At 46.6% G+C, this 25,478-nt stretch carries 22 protein-coding genes and 1 tRNA gene; 13 read left to right on the top strand and 10 right to left on the bottom strand.

Features of this window, described 5'->3' with window-relative positions:
* Window positions 1-16: 16 nt before the first annotated feature.
* Complete coding sequence (locus ACUJFK_RS02705) at window positions 17-568, bottom strand: GbsR/MarR family transcriptional regulator (RefSeq protein WP_306177305.1); 552 nt, start codon at window positions 566-568, stop codon at window positions 17-19.
* Window positions 569-842: 274 nt separating this feature from the next.
* On the opposite strand from ACUJFK_RS02705, the gene ACUJFK_RS02710 reads away from it, so the two are divergent.
* A tRNA-Leu gene (locus tag ACUJFK_RS02710) sits at window positions 843-929 on the top strand.
* A gap of 448 nt (window positions 930-1,377) precedes the next feature.
* A complete protein-coding gene (locus ACUJFK_RS02715) occupies window positions 1,378-2,997 on the top strand; it encodes a methyl-accepting chemotaxis protein (RefSeq protein WP_445426003.1) in 1,620 nt (539 codons plus the stop codon).
* A gap of 32 nt (window positions 2,998-3,029) precedes the next feature.
* Here the strand turns inward: ACUJFK_RS02715 and ACUJFK_RS02720 are convergent, their stop codons facing one another.
* Window positions 3,030-4,874: a methyl-accepting chemotaxis protein gene (locus tag ACUJFK_RS02720; protein ID WP_445426004.1), complete on the bottom strand. Its 1,845-nt coding sequence runs from the start codon at window positions 4,872-4,874 to the stop codon at window positions 3,030-3,032.
* 238 nt (window positions 4,875-5,112) lie between these two features.
* On the opposite strand from ACUJFK_RS02720, the gene ACUJFK_RS02725 reads away from it, so the two are divergent.
* From ACUJFK_RS02725 to ACUJFK_RS02755, 7 genes are all read left to right on the top strand, one after another.
* Window positions 5,113-6,339 carry an adenosine deaminase family protein gene (locus ACUJFK_RS02725; protein WP_226750420.1) on the top strand — a complete coding sequence of 409 codons (1,227 nt, stop codon included), beginning with the start codon at window positions 5,113-5,115 and terminating at the stop codon, window positions 6,337-6,339.
* Window positions 6,340-6,652: 313 nt separating this feature from the next.
* Entirely contained in the window at window positions 6,653-6,841 is a 189-nt protein-coding gene (locus ACUJFK_RS02730) for a hypothetical protein (protein WP_226750419.1), read from the top strand.
* 122 nt (window positions 6,842-6,963) lie between these two features.
* Window positions 6,964-8,385: a sensor histidine kinase gene (locus tag ACUJFK_RS02735; RefSeq protein ID WP_445426005.1), complete on the top strand. Its 1,422-nt coding sequence runs from the start codon at window positions 6,964-6,966 to the stop codon at window positions 8,383-8,385.
* Window positions 8,382-8,990 carry a hypothetical protein gene (locus ACUJFK_RS02740; protein ID WP_226750417.1) on the top strand — a complete coding sequence of 203 codons (609 nt, stop codon included), beginning with the start codon at window positions 8,382-8,384 and terminating at the stop codon, window positions 8,988-8,990. Before ACUJFK_RS02735 ends, ACUJFK_RS02740 begins: the two co-directional genes overlap by 4 nt.
* Window positions 8,983-10,332, top strand: a complete 1,350-nt coding sequence (locus ACUJFK_RS02745) for a sigma 54-interacting transcriptional regulator (RefSeq protein WP_226750416.1) — start codon at window positions 8,983-8,985, stop codon at window positions 10,330-10,332. The genes ACUJFK_RS02740 and ACUJFK_RS02745 overlap by 8 nt, the downstream gene beginning before the upstream one ends.
* Before the next feature lie 25 nt (window positions 10,333-10,357).
* Window positions 10,358-10,714 carry a DUF2288 domain-containing protein gene (locus ACUJFK_RS02750; protein WP_226750415.1) on the top strand — a complete coding sequence of 119 codons (357 nt, stop codon included), beginning with the start codon at window positions 10,358-10,360 and terminating at the stop codon, window positions 10,712-10,714.
* A 31-nt stretch (window positions 10,715-10,745) separates the two neighbouring features.
* Window positions 10,746-11,318, top strand: coding sequence for an acyl-CoA thioesterase (locus tag ACUJFK_RS02755; RefSeq protein WP_226750414.1), 573 nt, complete (start codon window positions 10,746-10,748; stop codon window positions 11,316-11,318).
* Window positions 11,319-11,322: 4 nt separating this feature from the next.
* On the opposite strand, the gene ggt is transcribed toward ACUJFK_RS02755, so the two are convergent.
* On the bottom strand, window positions 11,323-13,041 hold the full coding sequence (ggt, locus tag ACUJFK_RS02760) for a gamma-glutamyltransferase (RefSeq protein ID WP_445426006.1): 1,719 nt from the start codon (window positions 13,039-13,041) through the stop codon (window positions 11,323-11,325).
* A 92-nt stretch (window positions 13,042-13,133) separates the two neighbouring features.
* Window positions 13,134-13,532, bottom strand: coding sequence for an acyl-CoA thioesterase (locus tag ACUJFK_RS02765; RefSeq protein ID WP_445426007.1), 399 nt, complete (start codon window positions 13,530-13,532; stop codon window positions 13,134-13,136).
* A 16-nt stretch (window positions 13,533-13,548) separates the two neighbouring features.
* Here ACUJFK_RS02765 and ACUJFK_RS02770 point away from each other — a divergent pair, with 16 nt between their 5' ends.
* Together ACUJFK_RS02770 and ACUJFK_RS02775 are read left to right on the top strand one after the other, a co-directional pair.
* Complete coding sequence (locus tag ACUJFK_RS02770; protein WP_445426008.1) at window positions 13,549-14,253, top strand: 2OG-Fe(II) oxygenase; 705 nt, start codon at window positions 13,549-13,551, stop codon at window positions 14,251-14,253.
* A 111-nt stretch (window positions 14,254-14,364) separates the two neighbouring features.
* On the top strand, window positions 14,365-16,443 hold the full coding sequence (locus ACUJFK_RS02775; protein WP_445426009.1) for a TonB-dependent receptor family protein: 2,079 nt from the start codon (window positions 14,365-14,367) through the stop codon (window positions 16,441-16,443).
* A gap of 140 nt (window positions 16,444-16,583) precedes the next feature.
* Here the strand turns inward: ACUJFK_RS02775 and ACUJFK_RS02780 are convergent, their stop codons facing one another.
* The 4 genes from ACUJFK_RS02780 to ACUJFK_RS02795 all read right to left on the bottom strand — a co-directional run bounded on the left by ACUJFK_RS02780 (window position 16,584) and on the right by ACUJFK_RS02795 (window position 19,710).
* Window positions 16,584-17,039 (bottom strand): GNAT family N-acetyltransferase, encoded by a 456-nt coding sequence (locus tag ACUJFK_RS02780; RefSeq protein ID WP_226750410.1) that lies wholly within the window; start codon window positions 17,037-17,039, stop codon window positions 16,584-16,586.
* Between the two features lie 119 nt (window positions 17,040-17,158).
* Window positions 17,159-18,049 carry a DMT family transporter gene (locus tag ACUJFK_RS02785; RefSeq protein WP_445426010.1) on the bottom strand — a complete coding sequence of 297 codons (891 nt, stop codon included), beginning with the start codon at window positions 18,047-18,049 and terminating at the stop codon, window positions 17,159-17,161.
* Between the two features lie 12 nt (window positions 18,050-18,061).
* On the bottom strand, window positions 18,062-18,946 hold the full coding sequence (gene cysM / locus ACUJFK_RS02790; protein ID WP_226750408.1) for a cysteine synthase CysM: 885 nt from the start codon (window positions 18,944-18,946) through the stop codon (window positions 18,062-18,064).
* Window positions 18,943-19,710: a TrmH family RNA methyltransferase gene (locus tag ACUJFK_RS02795; RefSeq protein WP_306177296.1), complete on the bottom strand. Its 768-nt coding sequence runs from the start codon at window positions 19,708-19,710 to the stop codon at window positions 18,943-18,945. The genes cysM and ACUJFK_RS02795 overlap by 4 nt, the downstream gene beginning before the upstream one ends.
* A 190-nt stretch (window positions 19,711-19,900) precedes the next feature.
* Here ACUJFK_RS02795 and ACUJFK_RS02800 point away from each other — a divergent pair, with 190 nt between their 5' ends.
* Window positions 19,901-20,272 carry an HPF/RaiA family ribosome-associated protein gene (locus ACUJFK_RS02800; protein ID WP_226750406.1) on the top strand — a complete coding sequence of 124 codons (372 nt, stop codon included), beginning with the start codon at window positions 19,901-19,903 and terminating at the stop codon, window positions 20,270-20,272.
* Window positions 20,273-20,350: 78 nt separating this feature from the next.
* On the opposite strand, the gene ACUJFK_RS02805 is transcribed toward ACUJFK_RS02800, so the two are convergent.
* Window positions 20,351-22,003, bottom strand: a complete 1,653-nt coding sequence (locus ACUJFK_RS02805) for an amidohydrolase (RefSeq protein ID WP_445426011.1) — start codon at window positions 22,001-22,003, stop codon at window positions 20,351-20,353.
* Between the two features lie 253 nt (window positions 22,004-22,256).
* Here ACUJFK_RS02805 and ACUJFK_RS02810 point away from each other — a divergent pair, with 253 nt between their 5' ends.
* The gene (locus ACUJFK_RS02810; protein WP_306177294.1) at window positions 22,257-23,627 is read left to right on the top strand and encodes a peptidoglycan DD-metalloendopeptidase family protein; all 1,371 of its coding nucleotides are present in this window, start codon (window positions 22,257-22,259) and stop codon (window positions 23,625-23,627) included.
* 93 nt (window positions 23,628-23,720) lie between these two features.
* Here ACUJFK_RS02810 and ACUJFK_RS02815 read toward each other — a convergent pair whose 3' ends face one another.
* A complete protein-coding gene (locus tag ACUJFK_RS02815; protein WP_445426012.1) occupies window positions 23,721-25,235 on the bottom strand; it encodes a S10 family peptidase in 1,515 nt (504 codons plus the stop codon).
* Window positions 25,236-25,478: the final 243 nt, after the last annotated feature.

Raw genomic sequence — 25,478 nt, forward strand, 5'->3', positions numbered from 1 at the left:
CCTCAGCAATAGGCTATTAAGCGTCTTTTTTCGAGCGAAACTTTTCGGTAAATTCCAACACCTTGCCAACACCAGAGCCAAGCTTCATTAAGGTGTTTAACTTTTCAGGCGATAACGACTGCAAGCTTTGTGTCCAGTCGGTAATGTTTTCGAGTAAATCATGGATTTCGGTAATGCGCTGTTGTGCAAAGCGCTCTTCTTTATTTGCCGCTTCATCCATCATAATGTCGCGCAGCAGTGACAGCGTTGGGTCCATTTCACGCTTACGGCGCTCTTCAAACACCTTATTGGCCATGTCCCAAATGCTGCCGCGACAACAATAGTATTCTTTGCGATCACCGGCTTTATGTTGCACTTGTACTAGCTGCCAACTGCCCAGCTCTTTTAAACCCATGCTGACGTTGCCACGAGAAATACCCAATAACTCGGCAATATCATTGGCGCAGATCGGCTCTTCACTCACTACTAGCAAGGCATAAATTTGCCCAACGGTGCGGTTAAATCCCCAGCGGCTTCCCATCTCACCGAAGTGGTAAACAAAGGATTCAATCATTGGTGTCATTTGCATAACTCGGACCTTACTGAACTTTCAGAAATTTCTGAAACTATTGTACGCTCAGATTTTGATCCTGATCAATGTGTTTCTGGAAAATTTATAATAAGCCCTGTAAAGAGGCTGAAACTGGCGTGAAATCGTTGTCGGGAAGGGCTGATACAGTTGATTTTGTTCGATAAAGCATCAGTTGCGCGCTGATTAGCAGATAATTTCAGAAATCGCTTGCAAAAATGGCTGAGCTTGCATAATATTCGCGCCGTTCTGTCGGTACTAATCAGTATTCGTTGCCCGGGTGGTGAAATCGGTAGACACAAGGGATTTAAAATCCCTCGAGGGAAACCTCGTGCCGGTTCAAGTCCGGCCCCGGGCACCATTTTCTTTCTGCGCTTTTTCTCCCTTTTCCACACTAATTTGTGTTTGTCAATTTTCTGCAATATCCTTATCTATAGTCTTGTTTTTGTTCTGATTGTGTCTCTTGTCGTCACACCATACGGCTTTAAAAAAGCTGAAGTTCATGCAAGTTTGCTTTTATCACTTCAATCCTCGTTCATACGGTTCGTTTTGTACGACAAAATGTGACTCAACATGTCAAGGTTTAATAGTGATGTGGTCAGCGGCAAGCTGGTCAAATTGGCTAACTCGATAACATTGCCAATAGACAGGGCAGTGGTTGTTAGTATTGGATTTATAACAACATTGCCGATTAAAAAGCTGCTATACCGCGTATTTACTGCTAGAGTAAATGAATAAACACACCCTTTATTTTATGGGGTAGTTTTTATTGGCATAAACTATCTCTAAATGGATCAATGAGGCACCCTATGTTCAGGTCATTAAGTATTCAAAAACGATTGCTCAGCGCATTTGGAGCGCTCGTTTTGATGTTAGCGGGTTTGGGCGCATATAACCTGAACACGATGTCTGATATTCGCGATCGAGCGAGTCAAGTCGAAACCAATATTCTACCTTCGTTGATGAATTTGGCAGACTTAAATCTAAATGTAACTCGCTTGCGGGTATTAACCTTAAGACTGATGCTAACAACGGATATTCGCCAAGAAGGCGAAACCCTACAATTAGTTGAAAATGTCCGGGCAGAGGTTAAGAAAAACGTATCAGCTTATGAAAGCGTGATTACGCTTGCAGAAGAGAGACAAGTGTTCAATGTTTTTAAAAAAGCAGAAGAAAGTTATCTAGACATTCAACAGCAAGTGATTGATTTGCTAAAGCAAGATGAAACGGGGGCCGCCTTAGATCTGTTGCCTCAGATGAATGGCTTAGAAAATACCCTTACCCAAAATTTGTTAAAGTTAACTAGCATAAATCAGCAGTCTGTCGCTGATTCTCGAACCGCTTCGATTGCGGCTTATGAAAGCGCTAAGTTGGTTGTTATCGCATTAATTGCGTTAGCCGTAATTACTGCTATTGCGATAGCGTTAATGATCTCAAAAAGTATTAATCAGCCTTTATCGCAGGTTATTGAGTCAGCTCAGTTTATTGCCAACAGTGATTTAACGCGGGATGTTTGTCGTGATGGTAATGATGAACTGACTAAATTAGCGCAAGCCATTTCGCAAATGCAAACTAATTTGCGTGAAGCGATCGGTCACATCTCTAGTTCAGCCAGTCAGCTGGCTTCTGCAGCGGAAGAGTTAAATGCGGTGACGGATGAATCCGCTCGTGCTATTCAACTTCAAAATGATGAAGTGCAACAAGCTGCTACTGCGATAACCGAAATGAGCTCTGCGGTGGATGAAGTGGCGGCAACGGCCATGCAAACCTCGGAAGCGTCTATTCAATCCGCTGCCTTAGCAGAAGATGGCAGTAAAAAAGTACTGCAAACCCGCACTGTTATCGACAAGATGAATGCCGATGTCCGGCAAAGTACCAGTGTGATTAATGTCTTAGCTGAAAAAGTGTCTTCGATTAACCAGGTATTAGAGGTGATTCGTAGCGTAGCAGAGCAAACGAACTTACTGGCACTGAATGCGGCCATTGAAGCCGCTCGAGCGGGGGATGCCGGCCGTGGTTTTGCCGTGGTCGCCGATGAAGTGCGTAGTTTAGCGCATCGCACTCAAACCTCGACTGGAGAAATTGAGTTAATGATCAATCAGGTGCAAGCCTCGGTAAAAGAAGCCGTTAGTGCAATGGGCTTAATTAGCAGCAATGTGGATAATGCTCAAAACGTGGCAATTGAAGCGGCCACGGCGTTAACACGTATTGCGGAAAACATCACCAGTATTAGTGATCAAAACCACGTTATCGCCAGCGCAGCCGAAGAGCAATCGAAAGTGGCGCGGGAGATTGATCGAAATATTATTACCATTAGCGACCTTGCCAATCAAACGGCAACTGGCTCGCATCAAACCACAGCCAGTGCTTCAGAGCTTTCCCGTTTAGCGACACAACTAAACGAGTTAGTTAGCCGCTTTAAAGTGTAAGGTCTTGATAGCGCCAGTTATGCTGGCGCTTTTTAGGCACGAAACTTGTTCACTTCTAGCCTTAGCATTTTAGCTTGGTTGGCCACATCGTCACTTAATTGATTGGTTTTTACTGCTACGTCAGCAGTGTCCTCAGATAAGTCACGAATTTTTACTACATTACGATTGACCTCAGCTGCAACAGAGCTTTGCTCTTCAATTGCAGTAGCGACTTGAGTGGTCATGTCCATTATAGTTGATACAGCGTTGGTAATGGTTTGTAGTAACTCACTGGCTGCCGCTGCTTGAGTTGCGCTTCGCCCCCCCTCGTCACCACATTCTTGCATGATCCTGGTAATGCCCTTAGTGCGTTCTTGCAGTTTTTGAATAATACCTTCAATTTGATGAGTCGATTGCTGGGTTCGCTGTGCAAGTGTTCTTACTTCATCTGCAACCACCGCAAAGCCTCGGCCGGCATCCCCCGCCCGTGCGGCTTCAATGGCGGCATTCAGTGCCAGCAAATTGGTTTGTTCGGCAATACTTCTGATGACGTCTAGCACTGAACCAATACTGGTACTGTCTTTCTGTAACTCAACTGCTGATAAATTGGCGTGTTGTAAACGCTCAGCAAGAGCACGCACATAGGTAACAGTATCATTCACTTGTTGCTGTCCTTTTTGCGCATGCTCATTGGCCGTTTGCGCGGTACTGGACGCTGCTTCAGTATTTGACGCAATCTCCTGAATAGTTGCGCCCATCTCGGTTACTGCCGTCGCGACCATATCGGTTTCACCCTGTTGTGCTTGCGTCACTTCTGCGGTACTCGCTGCAGTTTTTGCAAGTTCAACCGTGACTTTATCTAATGTCTCCAAAGAATGGTTTACCGATTTTACTAAATTTTGGACATCGGAAAGCAAGGAGTTCATGTCCTGACCGAGTGCTGAAATTTCATCTTTACCAGTGAGTTGCAAGCGTAGGGTAAAATCTTTATTGGTTCGTATCTTTGCTAAATCGCTTGAGGCTTGGCTAATGGGTTTATTGATACTGCGAGCAATTAAACTTACCAAAGAGATCACCAAAAAGATGATCAGTACAAATAGGCCCAGGCTCAATCTATTAATTTTTTGCATAGCCAGCTCAAAACGATGGCTTAGCTGCTCCGACATATCTGCAAGTAAGGTTTCTGTAGCTTGGATTTGTTGGCGCATATTCCCTTCTAGCCCTTCACTTGGGGTTAAACCTCGTTGCTGGAATAGCGCCACGAGTTGTTGGAAGACAGTCTGATAGTCGTTGTATAAAAGTGCTTCTGCTGGGGTTAATGTGGCAGATAACTGGCGGCTAAGTGTTAGGTGGCGCTCAGCACTTTCTTGTTGCAGATAGGTGATAAAGTCTTTTTCAACAGAGCGGATCTGCCAGTATAAACCTTGTTCAAAGGGGCGGTCGCTCAAACTGTTGTGTAATGGTTGGCTAGTTTCCATCAAGCTTGCCATTAGCCCTTCTTTTGCGGTTAAGCCGATCTGTTGTTCAGTTAAAATTAACTGATCAAAAGCTTGTGCATAAAGCTGAACTAAAGCGGCAAATTTTTGCGTTTGTTGTTGTTCTATCGAGAGTGACTGTAATAGCGCTTGCAGTTCAGTCATTTTTTGAGTGAGTTGTTGTTGAGTATCTTGATGTCGCTGTTGATAGCGTAATTCTTTTCGTAGTAAAAAATCTTTTTCATGGCGCCGTAAGGTCAGCATGCCGCTATTCAATTCAGCGATGAGTTTATCTGCTTGAGCGAGCTGACTTAAGGTTCGCTCTTGATATTGCATAAGGAACAACATAAATCCTAGGGCTGTTACGGCGACTGACGCGATTAATATTAGTCTTGTGCGAATGGTAAAAGTGTTCAAGTGCATAAAATCTCCGTATTAAGCCTAGGCTTTTATGAATTGAGTCATAACAGTCCGTTGTTGAACGGCGCATTTATATCGTCGAATGAAAAAAGTAACCTTTTAAAAGCATAAACCTAGTTTGCTGCCATAGCTAATTTTGTTAGCAGAGAATCCAGCGTATTAAGTCGTCCCCCACATTCAAGCCATGTGCGTTGCCGAAGTCTTCTATGTTATTCTGCATGGATAATTAGAAGGAATCATTATGCCTAGATACTCTGCCGATTTTATTAAAGATATGCCGAAATCCGACTTACACTTGCATCTGGATGGTAGCCTGCGTTTAGACAGTTTAATTGAGATGGCGCAGCGCAGTCAGGTGGCATTGCCATCACAAAGTATTAGCGGCCTCAAAGAGTTGGTGTTTAAAGACCGTTACCAAAATTTAGGTGAGTATCTTCACTGCTTTCAATATACCTGTGCGGTGCTGCGCGATCCGGAAAACTTAGAGCAAGCGGCTTACGAGCTGGCGTTGGATAACCAAGCCGAGGGCGTCAATTATATCGAGGTACGTTTTGCCCCTCAGCTATTAATCGATTTAACGCGAGGCATCGACTTTGACCAAATCATGCACGCGGTGAACAATGGCTTAAAGCGCGCTATGCAAGAGTATAACGCCACAGAGCGGGTGTTGCGTGGCGAGCGGCCACCGTTTCATTACGGTATTATCAATTGCGCGATGCGCATGTTTGGCAATAAAGGGTTTTCACCTTATTACACCAATTTATTTCAGTTGATGCGTGATTTTGCACCGATGGATGTGATTAAGCTAGCGGCGATGGAATTAGTGCGCGCCAGTGTGCGGTTGCGTGACGAAGAAGGCATCCCGATTGTTGGTTTAGATTTGGCTGGGCAAGAAGCAGGCTATCCTGCTGGCAAGTTTAAAGAAGTGTATGAATACGCGCATCAACACTTTTTATTAAAAACCTTACATGCGGGTGAAGCTTATGGCGCAGAAAGTGTGTTTGAAGCCATCACAGAATGTTATGCCGATCGTATTGGCCACGGTTATTCGATGTTTATGCCCGATATGATTAAAGACCCCGCTATTCTGGATAAAGCCAGTTATATTCAGAATTTGGCTTCTTACATTGCCGATAAGCGTATTGCAATTGAGGTGTGCTTAACCAGTAACTTACAAACCAATCCGGCTATTACCGATATTCGCCAGCATAAATTTAAAGACATGTTAGAGCACCGTATTGCCACGGTCATTTGTACTGACAACCGCTTAGTGTCAAATACCACGGTCAGTAAAGAATATCAGCTGGCGCTAGATAACTTTGATGTGCCATTAAAGCGGCTGAAAGATATGGTGGCTTATGGTTTTAAGAAGAGCTTTTTCCCAGGAAGCTACGTGGAAAAGCGTCAATATGCCAAACACTGTTTAGAATATTTCGATCGCGTAGCGCAGCGCTACGGTTTTATTTAGTTAGAACAGCGGCTTAGGTTGTGTGTCGCAAAAAGCATACAGCCTAAGTTGTTGATTTTTAACATTATCGGTTTTATGCTGTTTTTAGTGTCGCCATTTGGCAACACCTCCTCCGAGCTCACCACACTGAAACCTCTCTGAAAACTCTCAAGCGCCTGATTTATAAGTATTTTTAAATGTTGGCACGCGCCGTGCATTATCTATGATAAGACTGCAGGGGAATAGCGTAAAGGCAAAGCAGTTTTACCTTTACGCGATTCTCCTGAGACAGTTCTAACCGCCTGCAACAAGGCGCCATTTGCGGAGAAGTATCATGGATATGTTTTTAAGTTTTGTTACCCTGTTTCTGGTTGCTAACATGGCTATTGTGTTCACTATGCTGCGTCGTATCGATTTGAATAACAGCAGTGTGCAAGCGTGGGAGCAAGAACAAGCCGTGCATCTGGCACAGGCTCCACAAACCACCTTTACTGCCTCATTAACCACCGAGTTGGCGCAGTAATCTGCAGCGTTATGCTGAATCTGCCTTGGCCAGCATTGCTGGCCTTTTTTATATCTGCAATACAAAGGCGCGTTTTTTCAGTAAACTAGCCAGCACTGTCTTTTAGTCTGAGTTCGGTCGTTATGCGTTTTTCAATCCAAACTGCCTCGTTACGCCAGCTGGTCTTGCTCAGTTTCTTTTTAGCATTGATCCCGGTGGGGGTGCTGCTGTGGCAAAGTAATAAATCGCTCAGTGGCGTCAGTTCATTCGCGATTACCTCGGCCGAGCGCTCGGTATCCTATGTACGCCAATCGGAAAGTATGCAAAGTGTAGTGATTGATATTGAACGAGCCGTGCGGCAATACGGTGTGGTGCGCACAGAAGCGATCCGCAAAGTGGCTTTAACGCATATCGAGAATCAGCAGCAATTACTACAACAGGTTTGTCAGGATTTACCACAACTGAATTTATGCGCCGAGCAAGAAGCAGCTTTAGAAATGCTGCGCCAACGCCTGAGTGAAGAACTCATCAATACGCCTGAAGGTTTAATGCAGCAAATTCGCCAACAGCAGCAGCGGATCACTCAGCAAATTTGGGATCTACTAGAACGGCAGTTGTCTGAACAGCAGCAATTTGTCACGCATACCCAGCAACAACTTGCTTGGCAAACCTTTGCTTTGGTGCTGCTGACCTTACTGCTGGTGCTATGGAGCTCTAACCGTATTACGGCGCCGGTGAAAAAGCTTGATCGGATGATCCGTGCTATTGGCCAACCTAAGCATCAATTTCCCGATGAAAAACTGCGCGGCCCTCGTGAATTAACCGAACTGGGCGAACAATTGCGTTGGCTAAGTTCGCGCTTACAGCAGTTAGAAGCGCTGCGACTGATTTTACTGCGCCACGCTTCTCATGAACTAAAAACGCCCCTGTCGAGTATTCGTGAAGGTTGCGCTTTGCTAACTGAGCAATTGGTTGGCCCATTAACACCACAACAATTAGAAGTGGTGACCCTGCTAAATGGCAGTGCCGATCGACTCAGCGTGTTAACTGAACAATTGCTCGATTACAATCGATTATTGCAACAAGCTCAACCAGAGTGGGCTTGGCAAACACCGCAACAATTATTGCAAGCTTGTTTTAATGATCATGCGTTATCGCTGCAGCAGCGTCAGCAACAAGTGAAGCTCGATTGCCAGCTGAATACGCTTTATACCGATGCCACCTTGTTCCGACGTATTTTGGATAATTTGATCAATAACGCTCAAGCTTACGGTGCTGAAAGTAGCCCCGTTTGGGTAAAATTGTATCGGCAAGACGATATGATCTTGTTAGAAGTGGCGAATAATGGCGCACCCATTCCGGTGGCACTGCGCGAAAAGTTGTTTGAACCCTTTCAACGTGGCACCACGCCACGTTTCGACTCGGTACAAGGCTCTGGCTTAGGCCTGTCTATAGTTGCCGATTGTGCTCGTTTGTTAGGGGGCCACGCGGATATCGTCGATGTCGTGTATGCGGATGTGTGTATCCGTGTTCACTTGCCGTTTTTAGGAGAAAAACCGCTATGAAAAATGCAGTGCTACTGCTGATGTTGCTGACACTGGCTGGGTGTCAATTAACGACGTTACCAGAGTTACCTAGCGCCACCACATCAGTAGAGCCAGTACCTGAAGCTGTGCCAGCTCTTGTTGAACCTGAGCCTGAGGTTGTTTTTGAATTGGCCTTAAATGATTCTGCGGCAAGTTTGCAAGCGTGGTTGGATTACAAGCAGCAAATCTTAAGCGATCCGATGCCCGAGCGTGCTCGGTTACGCAGCCTACCAGAGTTGGATAAGTTGGCTCAATTTCAGCAAGCGCTGCTTAATTTGCATCCTGATATGCCTCATGTCACGCGCTTTCGAGTGCAAACGCATTTAGCAGAATTATTATCGTCTTTGCCACCTCGCCTTGCCGCGTTGTTTAGCTGGGAGCTAACGTTTAATCAAAAGTTATTAGAGGCCGAATCTGCCGTCAGTGCAGTGACCCGTTTGAATGCGCAACAACAAGATATGATCGATAGGGCCCAAAAAACCAATCGTGAACTGCAAAAGAAAATCGATGCTTTAACGCAAATCGAGGCAGAGTTGAATCAGCAACCACTGCCTGAGAATGGCAATGGAGCAAACCATGGCTAAAGAAAATCCACGTTTATTATTGGTCGATGATGATCCGAGTTTACTGCGCTTATTAACCTTACGTTTAGAAGGTGAAGGCTACCAGGTTTTAAATGCCGATTGTGCTGAAATGGCATTAAGCATGTTAACCAAGCAAACAGTTGATGTGGTGCTAAGCGATTTACGCATGCCTGGTTTAGATGGCATGAGTTTATTTGATGAAATAGCCAAGCGCTATAAAGGTTTGCCTGTCGTGTTAATGACTGCACATGGTTCTATTCCAGAAGCGGTAGCGGCTACACAGCGCGGTGTTTTTGGCTTCCTTACTAAACCGCTCAATCCGGTTGAGTTACGGGAGGTGTTACAGCGGGCTTTAAATCAGTCGTTACCCGAGCAAGCGCAGTGGCGTGCCGCTATTATTACTCGCAGTAAACTGATGCAAGACTTGCTGGAGCAAGCCTATCGTGTCGCTCAGCGTGATGTTAGCGTGTTAATTACCGGTGCCAGCGGAACCGGTAAAGAGTTGTTAGCCAATGCTATCCATCAGGCCAGCCCACGTGGCAGTAAACCCTTTGTTGCGATTAACTGCGGGGCCTTACCCGAGCATTTGTTAGAGTCAGAGTTATTTGGTCACAGTAAAGGGGCTTTTACTGGGGCGGTGACGGAGCACTTGGGCTTATTTCGTGAAGCGGATGGCGGTACTTTATTTTTAGATGAAATTGGTGATATGCCGGTGGCGCTTCAAGTGAAGCTGCTACGCGCGTTGCAAGAGCGACAAATTCGCCCGGTTGGCAGTGCTAAAACGATCCCGATTAATGTACGCGTGCTATCGGCCACGCATCGCGATTTACAGCAAGCGATGGCTGAAGGTCAATTCCGAGAAGATTTATACTATCGTTTAAATGTGGTAAACCTACAATTACCGGGCTTAGAGCAGCGAGCAGAAGATATTCCGTTATTAGCTCGGCATGTACTGCAGCAAAGCGCCGATCGGCATCACGTGAAAGTGACACGCTTTTCAGACGATGCGCTGCAAATTCTCGCTACCGCCAAATGGCCGGGAAATGTCAGGCAGTTAGTTAACGTGGTGGAGCAATGCGTAGCTTTAACGCAAAGCCCGATTATTAGCGCTGCGTTAGTTGAGCAAGCGTTATCACAAAACACCAGTTACTGGCCGACGCTGACGGAAGCGCGTGATCAATTTGAGCGGCAATATTTGACGCGAGTGCTGCAAATGACCGAAGGTAATGTGACTCGTGCCGCCGATTTAGCCGGGCGCAACAGAACCGATTTTTATAAATTATTGAAAAAACACGAGCTCAGTGCACAACAGATCACTGAGCAGCAAGACGAGCAAGAATGAGAGTTTAAACGACGTTGAGGATGTTATGACTGCGATTACCCCGCCTGATGCCCATTTGGTTGAGGAGGCTGAAGATCCTACCTTAATCCGTGCCAAAATTATTGCCGAAACGGCGCGTATCAGTTGGCTCGAGTTGCAAAAGTTTTATGCTGCGGGAAATGTGATCAGCGTGGAGCCAGTTGCCGATTTAATTGAAGTGGCTTTTGCTTTTAGTCAGGATAATAAAGCACAAGTTGCCGATTGGTTAAGTCAGGGCAGTATTCGTCGCACCACAGAGCAACAAGCGCAGCAATGGTATCAGGCAAAAACGGAGCTTTGGGCAGTAGTGATTTCGCCGTGGATCTTAGTGCAAGACAAACCTTTAACAGAGCAACTAAACTAAGTTGTGAAATACATATATGGGAGTGCTTGCCATGGATAACGCATACAAAACAGTGAAATGCTCACAAATTACCTTGTCGCAGCTAATGTTGCCTTCTCATTCTAATTTCAGCGGGAAAATTCACGGTGGTTACTTGTTGTCGTTAATGGACCAAATTGCTTTTGCATGTGGCTCCAAGTTTAGCGGTAAATATTGCGTCACCGCATCGGTAGATCGCGTCGATTTTCTTAATCCTATTGAAGTGGGTGAGTTAGTCACACTAAATGCCTCTGTCAATTATGTGGGCGCGAGTTCGATGGTGGTTGGGATCCGAGTTGATGCCCAAAATATTCAAACCGGGCTGGTTAAGCATTGTAATTCGTCGTACTTCACGATGATTGCCAAAGACAGCGACACGGGTAAACCCGTTCGGGTGCCACGGCTGCAATTAAAAAGTGAAGAAGAGATTATGCGCTATTTAAAAGCCGCGGAGCGAATTAGCTTGCGTAAACAACGTACTGCGTCGGCAGTGCCTTTTGATGGTGATGTAACACAAGCCATTCGGCATATTGAGCAACACCATGATGCCAAGGTGTCGCTGACGGCAGACGCCGTCAGCTTATAACGTATTAGTAACCTGCTGCTTGACCATCTTTGCGTGATTCAGAGGCGCCAATCCACACGCCGTTGGCATGATCACGCATAATAGCTTGATAGCCGCCATAGCCACCTAAGCCCCAGCGGATGTCATGGCCGCGTTGCTGTAATTCGCGCACGGTTTCAAAGGGTACACCGCGTTCAACCTCTATATAACCGCCATTTTGCAGGTAAGCGTCTTGGCCATCTGTTGGCTCAGTGCTCCCTAAATGTTGCCAGCGGGCGGCATCACCCGCTTCTTGCAGGTTCATGCCATAGTCGACCATATTCACTAAGATTTGCACATGACCTTGCGGTTGCATCGCTCCCCCCATGACACCGTAGCTCATTAATGGCTTGTTATCTTTGGTAATAAAGGCTGGGATAATGGTATTAAAAGGTCTTTTGCCAGGTTGATAAGCGTTGGCGTGTTGTTTATCCATCGAGAATAATTGGCCGCGATCTTGAAAGATAAAGCCTAGACCCGGTACGGTAACGCCTGAACCCATGCCGCGATAATTACTTTGAATAAGCGACACCATATTGCCGTCTTTGTCTGCGGTGGTCATATAGATAGTATCGCCTTCATACAGATTCGGGTTACCCGCATCAACCCGTTGTGCGGCGCGCTCACCAATCAGTTTTGCCCGCTCTTTGCCGTAGGCTTCTGAGATCAGGCCGGCAATCGGTGATTGATTAAAATCCATATCGGCATAAAACTTTGCACGATCTTCAAACGCCAACTTTTTCGCTTCCACCATTAAGTGAATACTTTCGGCGCTGTTAAAACCCAGCTTGGCTAAATCAAAGTTTTTTAGAATTTGCAGCATTTGTAAGGCCGCAATCCCTTGGCCATTGGGTGGTAATTCCCACAGCGTATAGCCTTTGTAATCAACACCTACCGGCTCAACCCAATCTGAACGATGTTTGGCAAAATCGTCATAGCGTAAGTAGCCGCCGTTTTGTTGCATAAAGCTGTCAATTTTGCGGGTGATCTCACCACGATAAAAAGCATCGCGGCCATGTTTAGCAATGGCTTTTAAAGTATTAGCTAGCGCGGGGTTTTTAAAAATCTCGCCTTTAGCCGGGGCACGACCATTAATAGTATAAGTGCCGCTAAAATCGCCTGGTTGTTTACTTAAAATCGGCACGCTGCGATCCCAGTAATAAGCAATGAGCTCAGTAACGGGGAAGCCTTTTTCGGCATATTGGATGGTAGGCTGCAGAATTTTCGGCATCGATAATTTGCCAAATTTTTGATGCATCTCGAACCAGCCATCAACCGCACCAGGTACACTGATCGGCAACATACCATGTGGCGGTAAATCGTGGCGGCCCAGCTTATCCAGCTCGGCTTTTAAGGTATCGTAACTTAGCCCCATCGGTGAACGGCCAGAAGCGTTTAAACCGTGTAAACGGCCCGTTTTCGCATCCCAAATAATGGCGTATAAGTCACCACCAATACCATTGCCGGTCGGCTCCATTAAACCCAGTGCAGCGTTAGCGGCAATGGCTGCATCAATGGCATTACCGCCTTGTTTCATTATATCGAGGGCGATTTGTGTGGCTAACGGATGGCTGGTGGCGGCCATCGCTTCGGTTGCGATCACTTCTGAGCGGCTGGCAAAGTCTTTGCCCGTGATCCGATCAAAGGCTTGCAGCGGCATGCAAATTAACACGCTGAGACACAACAGGGGGATTTTATAGTTCATTTAATGGCTCCGTTGGTGGCTAGTACCAAGCTAACTTACGGGGGATTGTCGTCTCTGGCTAGTGGCTTTCGACCAATTGCCCCCCGTTAACGCTAAGGCGTGGGCAGTAAATGCGAGTTTAACGCGGCTTGCTCTATTGTTGTCAGCTTACTGGCGCGTTGTTGTGTATAATCGAACTTCACCATAACGGCAGTACCGGATGCGCATTTTTGGCCGTTTTGCCAAGCCTCTTGATAAATATCAAAGGAACTACTGCCGATACGGCTGATCCAAGTTCGTAGCTCGACAGGGGCGTTATAGTGCGTTTGGGCATGGTAATTAATGTGAATGCTGGCGATAATCAACGTCCAACGTTTGACGTCTAAATCCGGAGTGAAAATGCGAAAAACGCCTTGGCGGCCGCTTTCAAACCAGGTTGCAAATACCGTGTTATTTATATGGCCCAGCGCATCGGTTTCTGAGAAGCGGGGCTGCAAAGTTTCAGTAAACATAGTCAGGATTGCCTAAATGACCAATTTTATCGAAGTATACGATAATGCGCTAAGCCCGGCTCTTTGCCAACAGTTGATCCGTGCTTTTGACAAAAGCCCACATAAACAAGCGGGTCGTACCGGCTCTGGCGTAGATACCAGTAAAAAAATCAGTACTGACTTATATTTAAATCAATATCCTGAGTATCAACAACTACTACAGCAAGTAATACAGAGCACTTCGCACTATGCGCATGCGTATTTTAAGAAATACCATTTTGCCTTAATTGCCCCAGTTGGGATTACTACGCAAGATCCCATCACTCAGCAACCGCAGCCAGTAAACCATGATAATTTTGGCCAGTTTAGCCAAGAGCAAACCTTTGGTTTTATGCGTACCTTGTACCGGTTAGGGCCGATCCAAGCGCAAAAATATCAACAGGCAAAAGGCAACTATAACTATTGGCATTGCGAGGTATACCCACAACTGCCAGATAACGAGCCGTTGCATCGCACGTTATTATTTATGTTTTATTTAAATGATGTGGCAGAAGGCGGTCAAACCGAGTTTTTTTATCAGCAAAAATCTATTCAACCCCAACAGGGCCGCATGGTGATTGCACCGGCTTACTTCACGCATACGCACCGCGGTTGTACACCGGTATCGAACGACAAATATATCCTCACCAGTTGGATCTTGTTTAACCGGGCAGAGCAATTATACGCCGCGCCCACTCTATAATTTAGCAATGCTTACGCAAATCTAAATGATAATAATTGTCATTGGTATTGATGGGTGCTATTCTTGCGCCCACTTTACTTGTTGAACCATTATTAAATTAGATAGGTTGCTATGAAATATCTGAATTATCATCCCATTGCTGCTGCCATTTTATGCTCATTCGCTGCTGCGAGTACTCAAGCTGAAACCGCGGAAGTGACCAGCCCTGATCAACAAGCCAGTAAAATTATGCCGGCTATCGAAGTGTTGAAAATCAAAGGCCAACAGCAGAGCCATGTGTTTGATGAAACCGGCTCGGTGATCTTGATTGACCGCAAGCAAATAGAGCAAGTACAACCCTTATCTACCGAAGACGTGCTGCGTCGCGTGCCAGGCATTAACCTTAAAAGCGAAGAAGAAACTGCCATTGTTGCTAACTTTGGTATGCGCGGTTTGTCGGCCAGTGAGTCAAAATCGTTATTATTAGAAGACGGTGTGCCAGTGGCACCGGGTTTATTTATTGGTAACGATCGCTATTTTAACACCCGTATTCAGCGAGTAGAGTCGGTCGAAGTGCTAAAAGGTTCGGCCTCATTACGTTATGGCCCTTCTACCATCGGCGGCGTAGTGAACTACATCACCAAAAATCCGGATGATGGCGTACAGTTATCTGCGCGTGTTGGCTCGTTCAATATGCAAGAAGTGAATGTAGAGGCGGGCGCCACTAACGCCGCTGAAGATGCTTTTGCGGGTATTGTTGCCACGCAAGCGAGCAGCGACGGCTTTATGGATAAAGGCTATGACATGTCAGATGTGATGGTCAAAGCCGGTATTGCTTTAAGTGACACGCAAAAAGTCGGGCTGAAGTTTGCTTATAATGAAAACGACGCCAATATTTCCTATCGTGGTATTTTTTTAGACGCTTTTGAAAATGGCGAACGTTATAACGCTGCACCTGATGATTGGTATTTAACTGATCGTACGGCATTTGATTTAAACCATGAATTGCTGCTTAGCGACACTACTAAACTCAACACCCTCGTGTATTGGAGTGATATTACTCGCGATTACTGGCGTTATGATGTTAATACGGCGGCGTCTAATGCTGCTGGCCGTTGGGTGTATGCGGATACCTTAACCGGCAATAACCGCAGCTTCGAACGTGTTGGTATTGAAAGCCGTTTAAGCTTTGATCAAGACTTCATGGGCGCCGCTGCCGCGACGGAGCTTGGCTTACGTTTAATGAAAGAAGAGGCCGATGATAATCGCATCCGTGCAACGCGTTTGTCGGATCGCTCAGGTGTTAACGACCGGCATATTATTGATTCTGCCACCAGTATTGCCGCTTATGCGCAAAGCCGTATTCAGTTAACCGGCGATTTAGCAGTGACCCCAGGTTTACGTGTAGAGTCATACGAGCAAAAACGTGTGGTGTTAACTGATAACGGTGCAACGGCCAAAACCAGCAATACGGAATTTTTACCAGGTGTTGGTGCTACTTATGAATTAACCCCTGCCAGCCAGTTATATGGTGGTGTGTACCGTGCGTTTTCGCCGGCATCTAATGGTGTGGCGTTAGATGGTTTGGCTGATCAGTTGTTAGAAGGTGAGCAATCGACGAACTACGAGCTTGGTATCCGTGGTAATGCAGGCGAGTTGAATTATGAAGCCGCCGCGTTTTACATGGACTTCACTAATCAAGTGGTTACCGGTAACAGTAACCCGAATTTATCCCAGTCGAACGCCGGTGCCACTAAGCATGCAGGGATGGAGTTGGTGCTCGGCTATAACCTTGGTGCGGGGTTTCGGATCGACAGTAATGCAACCTGGGTGCCGACGTCTGAGTTTGAAACAGGGGATTTTGCAGGTAATCGCTTACCTTATGCGCCAAAGTTACTCGCAAATATGGCATTGAGCTACAACATTGAAGCCGTAAGCTTGAGTTTATCGGCACATCACCGTGGTGAACAATATGGTGATGCCAGTAACCAAGTGGCGATTCCATCGACCGCGGCAGGCGGCATTTGGGGAGGCTTGTTACCGGCTTACACGGTGTATGATTTGTTTGCGCAGTATCAGGTATTTGAAGGCTTTACCGTTTTTGGTTCAGTGAAAAACCTGACAGATAAAGACTACATTACTGGTTTACGCCAAGGTATTTATGTCGGCACTGAACGCTCTGTTGAAGCGGGCTTTCGTTATCGGTTCTAAGCAGGCCGCTGCTTATTAGAAAAACCCGCCGTGATTCGGTGATGCCGATCAGTTATACACTAAACTGATCGGTGTTACTGAGATATGGCGGGTTTTTTATTGCTTAATGCTCACCCGCTTTTGCATCGGTAGCAGCACACTTAGTGCGCAGCACGGATCATCTTTAAATGTGGAATATCATCTTCTAGATAAGGCTCACTGGCAGCAGCAAAACCGAGATCTTGATAAAAGCGTTGTAAATAACACTGCGCTGAAATATGCACATCGGTATCAGGCCATAAGTTGGCGACTTCCGCTAATGTTCTTTCGACTAAGATTTTACCTAAACCCAATCGGCGTGCGGTTTGAGAAATGCAAACGCGACCAATACCTGGAAAGCCTTTAAAGCTGACATCTGGCGCTAAAATACGTGAATAAGCGATCACCTTGTCGCCTTTTTTCAACATTACATGGCGTGTTTGCGGGTGTAAATCTTTATCGTCTAATTCTGGATAAGGACAGTTCTGCTCCACGACAAAGACATCTACTCGCAGTTGCAGTAATGAATAAAGTGTCAGGGTGTCTAATTCAGCGAAGGTAAGGACCTGCCATTGCATGCTGTAAACCTCTTTTTCTATCGAAACTGCACTATATCAGAGCAAGCTAGTGGGTTGCTACGGCCGAACGACAGGGAATGCTGCAATTTTACTAACGGGTTTGGCAGAAATGCCTGCATTTAATGCCATAAAATCAACATGGTGCCCACAACGGTGCATAAAGCACCTAACCATGCCCCCCAAGCCGGTGTGCGTTTATACACTAACCATAACATTGGCAGTACTAACACCGGGCTAATCGATGACAGCATCGCCACCATGCCGGCATCACCGTATTTTAGGGCCTGCAAAATCAAGGTCATGCCCAGCACCATCGATAAGCTGGCATTGATAATCACTAACCATAAAATGCGTGCAGTCATCGGCAAATGGCTACGCGCTACCTGAAAACCGAGTAAAAAAATCAGCAGATGTAATAGAAAACCGCTGCTCATGCGCACCGCTGAAGCGGCAATCGCATCAATAGCGCTTAGCATCAGTGGTTTTAGCATTAAGGTGGAAACTGCTTGGCAAAATGCCGCCAGCAAGCCTAAGGCTATGCCACTGGCTAAACCATATTGATTGGTTTCCCAGATGTGTTGCTCTGCGCGACGTTTACCAAATAAAATTGCAATCATCACACCACCCATCAGCATACTGCTGCCAACCAAGGTTAACCCCCAGAGGGTCTCACCAAGCCAAAAGTAAGCGAGTACCACAGAAAATAACGCATGGGTAGCGAACAATACACCGGCACGGCGCGGGCCTAAGCGATTCATCGCGGCAAACAGTGCGGTATCGCCAATCACAATACCAATGACACCGGAAACCGTTAACAGCAAGATGCTAGCACTGTCTAATGTGCGCCAACCCTCGGTAAGGAGCGAAATGCCCCAAAGCAACAGCATCGCCACCAGCATGCGATAGCGATTAAAGGCAAAGGCACCCAGATGCGTTGCGGCTTGCGCCGACAATAAACTGCCAAAGGCCCAGCAAGCCGCGGCAAGCAGCGCCAGATATTCAAAACTCACGCTGCGCTGCGCTTAAAAAATATTGGATGATAGGTAGCGATCTCCGCGATCGCAAATAATCGCAACCACTATTGAGCCGGGATTTTGTTCAGCGATTTGCAAAGCCGCGAATACCGAGCCTCCTGAGCTGACACCGGCGAAAATGCCTTCTTCTTTGGCCAGGCGCCGCATAGTATCCAGTGCGGCGTCTTGTGCAATATCGATCACTTGATCAACACGTTCGGCTTGAAAAAAGCCCGGCAGGTATTCAGCCGGCCAACGACGGATCCCCGGAATACTAGCGCCTTCGGCGGGCTGCAAACCAATGATTTGAATCGCTGGGTTTTGTTCTTTTAAATAACGCGAAGTGCCCATGATGGTACCGGTAGTGCCCATGCTGGAAACGAAATGGGTTATTTTGCCCTCGGTTTGCTGCCAAAGCTCAGGCCCCGTGCTGTGGTAATGCGCAGCAGGGTTATCCGTATTGTTAAATTGATCTAAGACGATACCTTTGCCATCAGCTTGCATTTGCATGGCCAAATCGCGCGCACCTTCCATGCCTTGTTCTTTACTGACTAAAATCAATTCTGCGCCATAGGCTCGCATAGAGGCTTTACGCTCTTCAGTGGCATTGGCGGGCATAATAAGGGTCATTGGATAGCCTTTGATGGCAGCCGCCATGGCCAAAGCAATACCGGTATTGCCACTGGTCGCTTCAATAATACGCTGCCCAGGCTGAATAGTGCCACGGCGCTCGGCCTCTGCAATCATATTCATCGCCGGGCGATCTTTCACTGAACCGGCAGGGTTATTGCCTTCGAGCTTACATAACACCACGCTTTGCGTGTGACTGGCCATACGTTGCAAGCGCACCAATGGCGTATTGCCAACATAGGCTTCGATGGTAGGAAAGGTCATAAGTTGCTCTCTTTAGATTGCGCGGTTAAGCGCATTAAATTATCACAAATCACGGCAGCGGCGATGCCAACATTTAACGATTCTGCGTTACCAAAGGCCGGAATAGTGATTTGACGATTGACCCAGCGGCCAACGTCTTGGCTAATACCGTTGGCTTCATTGCCCAGTACGATATAGCCCCCTAAGCTGTTTAAGCTTAATTGATGGATGGACTCACCACCCAAATAGGCGCCATAAATGGGTTGCTGGGCGTGGCTTAATACTTCTGTTAATGGCAAATAGTGCAGTTGTACCCGTAAAAAAGAGCCTTTAGCCGCCGCAATCACTTTGGGGTTAAAGCAGTCGGCCGTGTCAGGTGAACAGACAATATGACGAATACCATACCAGTCGGCAATGCGAATAATGCTGCCCAGATTACCTGGATCATTAATGTTATCGAGCACCAAGGTCCAGCTAGTGGCTGTCGGGCTAAAAGCAGGCCATTGCGGCATTGCCACCACTGCCAAGGCCGCGTCATTACTACTAAAAGTGCCACATTTTACTAGCTCATCACTACTACATGCTTGCAGGAGTTGTGCTGCTTTAATGGCCTGTGGTTGTGTCGCAATAAAGCGTTCAGTGGCAAAAAGTGCACGCACTGTCCAACCTGAGGCAAGTACTTCTAATACCGCTTTTTCACCTTCGACAAAAAACAGTTGCTCGGCTTTACGGTGTTTTTTTAGCTGAAGCGATTTAATTAGCTTCGCCCATTTAATGCTTATCATATTGCCGGCTATAGTGATTTAACATTTGGCTATTTTAACCAGACTTTACCGTGCTGTCTGAAAATATGTCAGTTATTTTGAACTTTCACCCTTGACTGTTAGCCTTATTGTCACCAATTATAAAGTGCATGCGGAGTGATTGTGAGCTGCATTGGTAGTGACAACACACCGTTTTCAAAAGGAGTAGCCTATGCAAGTACAGATAAACAGTGACCGGCATATTCAGGCCGATGAACGTTTGGCCGAGTTTACCCGTGATACGTTAAACAGCAAATTAAGCCGTTTTGCCGATCACATTACTCGGGTTGAAGTGCATTTAAGTGATGAGAACAGCAGCATTAAGCGTGATGGCCATGATAAACGCTGCTTGTTAGAGGCTCGATTAGAAGGTGTTGAACCTGTTGCCGTAACCGAACATGCTGCAACGGTTGGCCAAGCCGTAACGGGCGCTGCCGATAAGCTACAACGTAAGTTAGCGTCGATTGTCGGTAAATTACGTGATAAACATAACCGCAAAGCGAGCCCAGATTTCTCTGAACTCGAAGAAGTGATCGAAGAGTAAACGTCCTTAAGCTATTTGCGCTGCGGCTTTCGCCAGCAGCGCCATCCATAGCCGCGTTAATCGCGGCTTTTTACTGGGTTATTTTTTATAACGTTGTTTGCCGTGGATCCACGTTTCTAAAGTGGTGGTTTGCCACAGTTCCGTCGCCGGTACGTTAAAAATATCCCGATCAACTAAAATAAAATCGGCCCAACTGCCCGGTTGTAAATGTCCCATTTTATCTTCTTGAAACGCACCATAGGCCGCATCAACGGTAAAGGAGCGCAATGCCTCCACCAAGGTGAGGCGTTGCTCTGGCATCCAACCGCCTTCAGGCTGATTTTGTTGGTCTTGCCGTGTTACTGAGGCATGTAAACCATGAAACGGGTTGGCCAATTCCACAGGGAAATCTGAACCACCAACAATGATACTGCCTTGGTCGATAAAGGTTCGCCATGCATAAGCACCGCGTAAACGTGCCACACCTAAGCGATCACCGGCCATATTCATATCTGACGTGGCGTGCACTGCTTGCATAGCTGGTAACACATGTAAAGCTTTAAAGCGCGGAATGTCTTTGGGTGAAACAATTTGCGCATGTTCAATCCGATGCCGCGCTTTAGCTAAATCAGCCAGCGGGCTGAGTTGTTCAAAGCGATCTAATGCTAAACGATTAGCGCGATCGCCAATGGCATGCACATTAGCCTGAAAGCCAGCGCCAATGGTTAAACGCATAATTTCGGTTAGGGCATCGGGCTGTGTTACTAACAACCCTTGTTGGCCTGCACGGTCACTGTAGTCGCTAAGTAACGCTGCGCCACGGCTGCCCAGGGCACCGTCACCATAAATTTTTACCGACCGAATATCTAACCAGTCAGTGCTGTCATCCACAATACCTTTTTTAAACCAATCGGCGAGTTGCGGATCTTTGGCCGAAAGCATCGGATAGATACGCACACCGAGTTGTTGCTGTTGTTGCAACTGCTGATACAAGGCAGCTAGCTCTGAGCTTACGCCAGCATCATGTACTGAGGTGATCCCTAAGGCTAATAAGTGGGCGAAAGCTTTGTCTAGCGCTGCTTGTTTATCTTCGTTGGTTGGCGCAGGGATCTTACTTTGTACTAAGCCCATGGCATTATCAATTAACACGCCGGTGGGTTCGCCATTGGCATCGCGAATAATTTCACCGCCAGGAGGGTCGATGGTATCTTTCGTGATCCCCGCCAAGGCCAGTGCCTTACTGTTGACCCAAGCCGCATGCGCATCAACACGAACCAAATAAACCGGTCTGTCAGCGACCATTTCATCTAAACTGGTTTTGCTTGGGAAGGCTTTGCTATCCCAAAGCACTTGATTCCAACCTCGGCCCATTACCCATTGTTGTTTTGGGTTACTTTGCGCGAATGCCGCGACACTGGCAGCCGATTGTTTTTCACTGCTAATGCCACGTAAATCGGCTTGATTAAGGTAATCGCCTAAGCCGAGGACATGGCCATGACCATCAATTAGGCCTGGGAGTATCGTTTTACCTTGGCCATCCCATTGCGTCGCTTGGGCATACTGTTGGCGTAAGGTGCTATCACCCCGCGCTAACACTTGCCCCGTTTCGTTATCAAACACTAAGGTTTGGAATTTGACTAATTGTCGTTGCTCATCAAAGCCATAGCCATGGATATTATGAAGTACCACCGGGGCGGCACTAAGCGACAAACTGCAAAGGCAGCTGAGAAGTGCGACGGTTTTACGCAGCATAACGATACCTGTAAGTTGAGGAAAATTCCGTCAGACTATATCAGCTCTCTGTCGATTCGGGCAGATGCTTGCGATAACATGCAACAAACTCGCTATTATATCTGTTAAACAGCGCTAAAGTGGGGATGCAAAACGTTGACTGATGGCATAGAATGATTTTTTTCAGTGCCGCTGCGAGCCTTCGCGGTGATGCCTTGCTAAGTGAATGCCGCAACCACATTCACCTTCCTCAACCGATAAGAAAGAATGCAAAATGGTTAATAACTTCATCAATGATTTTCGGCGTCGAGTGCCGGCCTTGCATCAACGCCTTATGTTAGGTTGTTTGCTGGGCTTGAGTGTCTTGCTGGTGTTACCAAAACCACAGGAAACACAGCCGAGTGGCATGGGTGTATTACCGCTTATGCTGGGGATGGGCTTACAATATGCCCCGCAAAATGTCGAACTACTGCCGTTAGAGCAAGCGTTAAGTTGGGTACATCAACAACTGCAAACCGAGCCGGTTGAAGATCCCTTTGTAAAAGTGTACCAGATATCGCGTGGCGATAGTTTAAGCCGTATTTTTGCGCGTTATAACCTCAGTTACCAAACGGTTCAGCAGGTAATGGCCTCTGATGAATCCTTGCTGGCGCTTGACGTGCTGCACCCGGGTAATCGACTGACCTTACAGTTAGATGATGTTGGTGAGTTACAAAGCATGGAGCTGTATATTCATGCCGGTAAAAAAGTGGTGTATCAACGGGTCGCTGCAGATGAGTTTGCTTATCAAGAAATCGTGGATGACGGCGTGTGGCAAAGCAATATTCTGGTGGGTGAAGTATACGGCAGCTTTTATGTCTCTGCGCAGCGTGCGGGTTTAAGCGATGCTGATATCTATAACATTAATCAACTGTTTAAAGAGCGCTTGAATTTTTCGCGTGACATCCAAGCCGGCGCCCAGTTTCAAGTGCTGCGCAGTGAAAACTTCGTGGGTGAAGAAAGTACTGGGCAAAGCCGCATTGAAGGCATTCGTATTTTGAATCGTCGGCAAACCCTCAGCGCCTTTATGCATGAAGATGGCCAATATTATGATGCAAATGGCGACAGTTTAGAGCGTGCGTTCTCGCGCTACCCGCTACAAAAGCAACAGCGTATCAGCTCGCATTTTAACCCGCGCCGCTTACATCCGATCACGCAACGTGTGTCACCGCACAATGGTACAGACTTCCCGTTACCAGTGGGTTCGCCGGTGTTAGCCCCGGCAGATGGCGTGGTCACTCGGATTGAAAACCATCCTTATGCGGGTAAATATATTGAGATCCAGCATTTTGGTAATTACAAAACCCGTTACTTACATTTAAGCCGCTTTAATGTGCAGCGCGGGCAGCGGGTTACCCGTGGTCAACGTATTGCCTTATCGGGTAATACTGGCCGCTCTACAGGGCCGCATTTACATTACGAACTGCATATCAATAACCGGCCCGTGAATCCGATGACGGCGCATATTCCATTAGCAAAGCCGGTATCTGCTGAATCCAGAGCCAGCTTTGCTAAGCGAGTGAAGCAATTGACGGCACAAATGGAACAGCAAAGCTTATTGGCGAAAAATGCAGCCAGTAGCACGCTAGAGGATAACGCAGAATAAGTTTAACGCGTTGTTAAGCTGCATAAAAAAAGCCGGTGAAGTTTGCTTCACCGGCTTTTTTAATGGCGTTAAGCTTAAAGCGCTATCGGCAGATTAATATTTCGCAGCTTGGCCAGTCGTGGGTAATGATTGCAGAATAAACTCGCGTAAATCATCGTTTGATTTCTTTAAGTCTTCACTGCGCAGATACATCATATGGCCACTACGATAGCCTTTGAAACTTAAACGGTCTTTCATTTTGCCGCTGGGATCTAGCTGCCACATATTATATTTAGCGTCGAAGTAGTTGGTGGCGCCATCATAATAACCCGATTGCGTTAACACCCGTAAGTAGGGGTTTTGCGCCATGGCTTGACGAAGATTTTCGCCGGTATTGTCATTACTGCTATCCCAAGGCCGTACATCGCCGAACATATTGTATTTAATGTCGGTTTTGTAATTTAACTCGGTACGCAGGTAATGATTAATCGCTGGGGTAAATGAATGTAACCATGAGGTTAGCTCTGCCCAATAGTCAGGGCGCTCGCCAATATCGCTTTTATCAAGGCCAAGATAGCGTGAGTCTAAGCGTCCGACCGTTTGACCGCGATCACGTAATAGCTCTTTCCAAAAATACGCTGTGCTGATATCCAAATTGGCTCGCAGCACATTTTGTACACTGATACCCGAGTAGCGGCTGACTAAACCAGCAATACGCTGTTTTTCCGCATCGGCTAAGGAATTGCCACGCGCCAAAGCCGGTAGATACTCATTTAAAGTGAAGTTTTCCACTTCAGGCAAAATATCGTACAAATCTTTTTGCTGTAAATCGCTGGCCAGTGCTTGATGATACCACGCAGCCGCAGCGAAATAGGGTAGGCGATTGGCTGCTTTAACCGGGCCTTGGCGTTCAATACCGATATCGGTAGGCGAAACCAAAATCACGCCGTTTAAATACATCCACTCGTTATTTTGTAAGGCTAATGCCAAGCCCGAAACCCGCGTAGTGCCATAGCTTTCACCAATTAAAAATTTCGGTGAAGGCCAGCGCTCATAGCGATTAACAAAGGTATTCACCCAAGCTGCTAAGTAACGAATGTCGGCATTGACGCCAAAGAACATTTTTTGCTGTTGTTCGCGCGATGGCATTTTACCGTCAGGGCCAGGTAGCACACGTGAGAAGCCGGTGTTTACCGGGTTTACAAACACAATGTCGGCCACATCCAGCACCGAGTGTGGGTTGGCTTTGACGCCGTAAGGCTGGATTGGGAAGCCCTCATCGTCAATCACTAACGATTTTGGGCCGGTATAAGCGATATGCATCCAAACCGATGCCGAGCCAGGCCCGCCATTAAAGGAGATCAGTAACGGCCGTTTAGTATTATCTTTAATATCGGTGCGTTGATAATACGTATAAAACAGCGTGGCCGTAGGATGACCATTATCGTCCCAAACAGGTTGGGTGCCGGTATGGGCTTTATAGTTTACGCGTTGGCCATTAATTTCCGTGCGATGCTCGGTAACAATGGCGTTGTCTATATCAATGCTAATTTGCTCGGCTTGCAGTGACACACTCAGTGATAACCCCAGTGTTAAACACAGCAGGCTGATATAACGTATTGCTTGCATAGTGATTTCTCGTGTTGCGTTAAAAACGGACAGCTTCAATTCACCATAGCGCTAATTTTGCTGAAAACGAAGTGAGTTGCGATTGGTTACGGATTTTCAGGATAGGTGGTGCACCGTGAACGAAATACACATTGCTAATGCAAAGCATTCTTAATTGTATATCAATGATATACATGATTTTTTTGCCTGTTTGATGGCTTTGTACTATGCTGTATCACTAAATGCATTTAGCAGGAGTGAGTT

It is taken from the genome of Alishewanella sp. HL-SH06 (genome assembly GCF_052656265.1).